Origin of the sequence: Microbacterium sp. 2MCAF23, assembly GCF_052115565.1 — a bacterium.
Classification (GTDB): Bacteria; Actinomycetota; Actinomycetes; order Actinomycetales; family Microbacteriaceae; genus Microbacterium.
The window spans coordinates 117,254-123,253 of the sequence record NZ_JBFRGY010000014.1 but is presented as its reverse complement, the minus strand read 5'-3'; the positions used below and the strand labels follow the sequence as shown (position 1 = coordinate 123,253).

General features: G+C 64.2%; 7 protein-coding genes. All 7 read left to right on the top strand.

Features of this window, described 5'->3' with window-relative positions:
- Window positions 1-225: 225 nt before the first annotated feature.
- The 7 genes from AB4078_RS15410 to AB4078_RS15380 are packed head-to-tail and all read left to right on the top strand — an operon-like array spanning window position 226 to window position 5,853.
- Window positions 226-975: a family 1 glycosylhydrolase gene (locus AB4078_RS15410; protein ID WP_441977852.1), complete on the top strand. Its 750-nt coding sequence runs from the start codon at window positions 226-228 to the stop codon at window positions 973-975.
- A complete protein-coding gene (locus AB4078_RS15405) occupies window positions 972-1,295 on the top strand; it encodes a Gfo/Idh/MocA family protein (RefSeq protein ID WP_441977851.1) in 324 nt (107 codons plus the stop codon). The genes AB4078_RS15410 and AB4078_RS15405 overlap by 4 nt, the downstream gene beginning before the upstream one ends.
- Complete coding sequence (locus AB4078_RS15400) at window positions 1,292-2,020, top strand: Gfo/Idh/MocA family protein (protein ID WP_441977850.1); 729 nt, start codon at window positions 1,292-1,294, stop codon at window positions 2,018-2,020. Before AB4078_RS15405 ends, AB4078_RS15400 begins: the two co-directional genes overlap by 4 nt.
- Window positions 2,021-2,788: an SDR family NAD(P)-dependent oxidoreductase gene (locus AB4078_RS15395; RefSeq protein WP_441977849.1), complete on the top strand. Its 768-nt coding sequence runs from the start codon at window positions 2,021-2,023 to the stop codon at window positions 2,786-2,788.
- Entirely contained in the window at window positions 2,785-3,801 is a 1,017-nt protein-coding gene (locus tag AB4078_RS15390; protein ID WP_441977848.1) for a ketopantoate reductase family protein, read from the top strand. The genes AB4078_RS15395 and AB4078_RS15390 overlap by 4 nt, the downstream gene beginning before the upstream one ends.
- Window positions 3,798-4,829 (top strand): zinc-dependent alcohol dehydrogenase, encoded by a 1,032-nt coding sequence (locus AB4078_RS15385; protein WP_441977847.1) that lies wholly within the window; start codon window positions 3,798-3,800, stop codon window positions 4,827-4,829. Before AB4078_RS15390 ends, AB4078_RS15385 begins: the two co-directional genes overlap by 4 nt.
- A 46-nt stretch (window positions 4,830-4,875) precedes the next feature.
- Entirely contained in the window at window positions 4,876-5,853 is a 978-nt protein-coding gene (locus tag AB4078_RS15380; protein ID WP_441977846.1) for an alpha/beta hydrolase, read from the top strand.
- Window positions 5,854-6,000 lie beyond the last annotated feature (147 nt).

The following is a 6,000-nucleotide window of genomic DNA, read 5'->3' as shown; positions in this document are numbered from 1 at the left end:
CGACATGACGGACCGCGGTCATCCGGTTCGGGTGGTCGGGGCGGGCTTCATCAAGCATCCGCAGCGCACGGGCGCGGAACTCAGCATCGTACTTCTTGGGCATCAGTTCCATCCTTGGTCAACATCGGAACGAAACCCAGGCCGATTCACTTCAGCGCATACGTCACGCGGGTGTGTGACATCCTCGACGGCGTCCCGTGGGTCTGCACGATCAACGAACCGAACATGTTCGCGTTCATGATCTACATGGCCAGCGCGATCAACGGCCAGTCCGTCCCCGCGATGGACACCCCCACTATGCAGCGCGACGACCAGTTCGTCTTGCCTCGGCCCACGGAGGCGGCGACGGCCAGACTGATCGAAGCTCATCGCGCCGCTCGAGCGATCGTACGTGACCGTACCGGCGCAGCGGTCGGCTGGACCGTTGCTAACCAGGCCTTCTACGCCGCAGCTCCGGAGCACGAGCCGATGCTGGTCGAGGAACGCCATCTCAGGGAGGACGTTTTCCTCGAGGCTTCCCGAGGAGACGACTTCGTCGGAGTGCAGTCGTACTCCACGCAAGCGGTCGATGAACACGGTCTCGTGCCGCACCCGCCCCACCCGGACAACACTCTCGTCGGGACCGCATATCGACCTGATGCACTGGGTATCGCCGCCCGCCATGCGTGGGAAGTCACCGGAGGCGTGCCCATCCTCGTCACCGAGAACGGCATCGCCACCTCCGACGACGAGCGACGGATCGCCTACACCGAGGAGGCGTTGAAGCACCTGTTCTCGGCCGCGGACGACGGCATAGACATCCGCGGATACTTGCACTGGTCGGCGCTCGACAACTTCGAATGGGGGCACTGGGAGCCGACGTTCGGTCTCATCTCCGTCGACCGTGCAACATTCGAGCGCACCCCGAAACTGAGCCTCGCCTGGCTGGGCGAGCGAGCTCGCGCCGACGTCCCGGTATGTCCGGAAGCTCCGTGACATCGACCAGGGCCTCGCATGATGACGCGCGTCTGCGATGGGGCGTGGTCGGAACCGGAACGATCTCCCGTCAGATCGCTTCCGATTTCGGCTCGGTTGGGGAAGCGCAGATCACCTCCGTGTCCTCGCGACGGATGGACACTGCGCGGAGCTTCGCGAACGAGTTCGGAATCGGCCGCGTGTTCGACGATTTCGGGCAGATGCTGGCTGCCGGCGTCGATGCGGTCTACATCGCCACCCCGCACGTGACTCATTTCGCCTTGGCGAAGGAAGCGCTGTCGCGAGGGATTCACGTGCTTTGCGAGAAGCCCCTCGGTTGAACGCCGGCGAGGTCCGCGAGCTGGCGCGCATCGCGCAGGAATCTGACGTCTTCCTGATGGAAGCAATGTGGATGAAGTTCAATCCGCTTTTCGTCCGCCTGCAGGAGCTCCTGGATGCAGGTGCCATCGGGCACGTGCGGAGCCTGCGCGCATCCTTCGGAGCCCCGTTCCCTGAGGATGGTTCGAGCAGGTGGCAGCCGGGAGGAAGCGCGCTCCTGGATCAAGGAATCTATCCCGTCACTCTCAGCCACATGCTGTTCGGCAAGCCCGACAGCATCTCAGCCGCGGGACTCGTTCGCGAAGACGGCGTCGATCTGCGCAACAACTTCACGCTGAATCACGATGCCGGCGCATTCACGCAGGGTGCAGCCTCCATGCTCGAGTTCCTCGACATGTCCGCGACTATCGCCGGAACGCGCGGATGGATCACGATCGGCTCGGGGTTCTGGTACGCCTCGCAGCTCACGGTCCATGGCTACAACCTCGAGGGCGAGACCGTCGAGCCGGTCAAGGTCGACCGTGAAGGGTACGGGTACACACCCATGCTGCGGGCCGTGACGGATGCGATCAGAAGGGGCGCGCGCGAGCATCCCTCCCACACGCTTCAGACAACGGCTGACATCTTCGACACTCTCGACGCGATTCGGTCATCCCTCAGCTCGACCAGGCCCACGACACCCGCTGCGCCTATGCACAGCTCTAGCACTGACGAAAGGAACGACTGAATGGACGGCCTCAAAGACAAGGTGATCGTCTTTGCCGGTGCCGGTGGCATCGCAACCGCCACGGCTGGCTATCTGGGAGCGGGCGGTGCACGCCTCGTGGTCGGAGACATCTCGCTCGAATCGGCTGAGCGCACCGTAATGGCGGCAACCGAACGTGGCGGAGAAGGGATTCCGATCGAACTGGACATTGCGAACGAATCGCAGGTGAGGAGGCTAATCGACCTCGCGCTCAGCCGGTACGGTCGCATCGACGGGCTGTTCAACGTCGCCGCGAACATCAACCCCGACCAGGTCGCACTCGACACGAACGTTGTCGACATCGACCTGAACGCGTGGCAGCGGACGATCGATATCAACCTCACCGGATATCTGCTGACAGCCCGCTATGCCATCCCGCACATCGTCGCAGCAGGCGGCGGCGCGATCGTTAACACGTCCTCGGAGGCTGTGTACGCGGCGATGGACGACAAGATCGCGTACTCAGCGACGAAAGCCGGGGTCAACGCGCTCACCCGCCACATCGCCCGAAAGTACGGAAAAGACGGAATCCGGGCGAACACCGTTTCGCCCGGCCTCGTGCTCACCGAACAGACCGAGGCGAACCTCCCCGAAGACTTCCGAGAGATGATCCTCTCGAGCACGCCGTCCCCGCGAAACGGCCGACCCGACGATCTCGGAGCCAGCGTCGCCTTCCTTCTGTCGGACCACGCTTCGTGGATCAACGGCCAGGTGCTCTCCGTCAACGGCGGAACGAGCATGCGACCATGACGACGTCGAGGACGGTCGCCGCTGACACCATCCGAGGCGCGCTGCCTCCGCGGCCCCGAATCCTCGTCATCGGGGCCGGCGTGCTCGGTACGGTGTATGCCACGAAACTCGCCTTGGCTGGCCACGACGTGTCGGTCGCCGAGCTGTCACGGCAGCGCCGCGAAGAGCTCACAGAACACGGCCTGGTTATCGAAGCTCTCGCCGGAGGACGTCGGGAAAGCGTGCGGGTGCCGGTACTCGAGAAGATCGAACCCGACGCGGAGTTCGATGTCGCGGTGGCCATCGTGCGCAAGACGCACATCGACTCGATACTCGAGTCCCTGGCGCCGACGCGGATCCGCACACTGCTGTTCATGGTGAGCAACGCGGACGGCCCGCAGGTCTTCATCGACATGGTGGGAGCGCGAGCCGTGGGGGGCTTCCCCGGTGCAGGTGGTGCGAAGCACGGACCAGTCGTGCGGTACAGCATCCCACCGGCCTTCATGCAGCGGACGATGCTGTCCGAAGTCGATGGAGTACCCACCAACCGGGTCCGCAGCCTGGCGCGGATCTTCAAGTCGGCCGGATTCGTGCCCCTAGTGATCTCGGACCTTGACTCCTGGTTGAAGTCGCATGAAGGATTCGTCGCCGCCACGGCGAATGCGACCTATGTGGCCAGAGGCGACGGCAAAGCGCTCGGTCGCGATGCCTCCCTGCTTCGTTTGAACGTGCAGGCCATACGTGAGGTCTACGCAACGATGGATGCGCTCGGCATCCCGGTCGCCCCGAAGTGGTTCCGGGTGTGGCAGCGACTACCCATTCCCGTCATCGTCGCCGCGTTCAGACGTTTCGTCGGCAGTCCCGCCTGGGAGCTCGGCACTGATCAGATGAACGGCATGCGCGACGAGGTCGAGGTCATCACCGAGGAGCTCCTCAGGCTCGCTGACACGGCCAACATCCCCACACCCGCGCTCGACGAGCTTGTGCGGCGCCGCGAGTCAATGAAATTCACCACGAAGGAGAACGCTCGATGAAGAGTGCCGTCATTATCGGCCCCGGCCGTGTAGAGATCAAAGATGTCCCCGACCCGCAGATCGGTGCGCGCGACGTCCTGGTCGCCATCCGCGCCTGCGGCATCTGTGGCGCGGATCCCCATTCGGTATCCCAGGGGCACATCGTCCCTGGGGCTGCGATCACGCCGATCGGCCATGAGCCAGCAGGAGAAGTCGTTGCGGTCGGAGATGAGGTTGGCGGTATCGCCATCGGCGATCACGTCGTCATCGATCCCACCGGTGTGGCCGATGCCATCCTCGGGGGTGGTGGGCCGCAGGGCGCGCTTAGCGAGCTCGTCGCGGTGCGAGAAGCTGTTGCGGGCCGCAACATCATCGTCATTCCCGATCATGTGCCGTGGCACGTTGCCGCCCTGGCAGAGCCCCTCGCAGTCGCGCGACGCGGAGTCGACCGTACTCATCCGCAGCCCGAGCATCAGGTCATCATCTTCGGAGCAGGTCCCGTCGGTCTCGGGGCGTTGTTAGCCTTCAAGGCCCACGGTGTTCGCCATATCGTCGTCGCCGACATTCAACCGAATCGACTCGCGAAGGCCCTCGCTCTCGGTGCCGATGCCGTGATCGACTCGCGCACCGAGGATGTTCGAGCACGCCTTCGCGAGCTGCACGGAGAGGGCAGCGACAGTTTCGGGCGGCCCGGTATCCCGGGCACAGACATCTACCTGGACGCAGCTGGCGTGGCGGCGGTCCCCGAGGCGGTTTTTGCGGGCCCGAAGCTCGGCGCGGTCTACGGCATCGTCGGCATCCATCAGAAGCCGATCCAGATGGACTCGCAGATGCTCATCCCCAGTGAGCTGACCATTGTCCACTCGATGGGTCACCCGACGGAGATGACCGCCGTCGCCCAGGACATCGCCGATAACACCGATCTCTACACCCGCATCATCAGCGACGTCATTCCCTTCGAGGAAGTCGCAGCCGCGATCGACCTCGCGGGCCGCCCGGAAGCTACGGACAAGGTCGTCGTGACCTTTTCCTCGGCTTCGACAGCGTGACTCAACAGCCAGACCGATCGACAACCCACACTCAGGAGAAGTAGACGTGACCTCAACGACGAGCGCAGCAGAATCCGAAATCAAGCGACCGCCCTTCAACCCCACGGTGGCAGCAGCACTCGATGCGATGGGAGAAGGAGGGATCTTTGCCCCGCTGACTCCTGAGTCCATCCCGACGATGCGGCAGTACGCCATCCCGGAGGACCTCGAACGTTTCGATCTCGAGCAGCTCGAGTTCACGGTGCCCGGGTACGAGGGCGTCGAGCTCGCGCTCACTGTTCTTCGGCGGCGCGGTCACACCGGTGCCGGCCCGGGGATCTTCCACGTGCATGGCGGCGGAATGGTGATGGGAACGCGGATGACAGGGGTATCGCTCATTGCTCCGTGGGTGGTGGCTCACAATGCGGTTGCAGCAACCGTCGAGTACCGACTGGCGCCGGAGAACCCGGACCCCGCGCCGGTCGAAGACTGCTATGCCGCACTGCTCTGGTTCGCTGAGAACGCCGAGCAGCTCGGAATGGATCCGGCGCGGATCCTTGTCGCCGGCGCGAGCGCAGGCGGCGGACTCGCTGCCGGGGTCTCACTACTCTCGCGAGACCGCGGAGGCCCGGCTCTCTTCGGTCAGGCACTGCTGTGTCCGATGCTGGACGATCGTGACAACACGGTCTCAGCTCGTCAGTTCGACGGCCTGGGCCTGTGGGACCGCAGCAGCAACGGCGTCGGATGGAGCGCGCTCCTCGGAGACCGGCGCGGATCCGACGGGGTCTCCATCTACGCTGCGCCGGCGCGTGCCGAAGAGCTCTCGAACCTGCCGCCCACCTACCTCGACGTCGGAGGAGCGGAAGTCTTCCGTGACGAGACTGTCGCTTACGCATCCCAGCTTTGGCGAGACGGTAACGACACTGAGCTCCACGTCTGGCCTGGAGGCACCCACGGGTGGGAAGCGCTCATGCAATGGTCGCCGCTCGCGCAGATCGCGGCAGACGCTCGCACCTCTTGGGTTGCGCGATTGTTCGCTGAATGAGCCTTAAAACGTCAGCAGTAAGGCGCGCCATCGCCTTCGCTGGCTGTCGCGCATCCCGTACCGGATCGCGAGAAACCTCAGCCCGCAGCGTCTCATTTGCTTCGGAGTCAGCAGCGTGTCACAGGTCTCGACCAGGCACTTCACTCG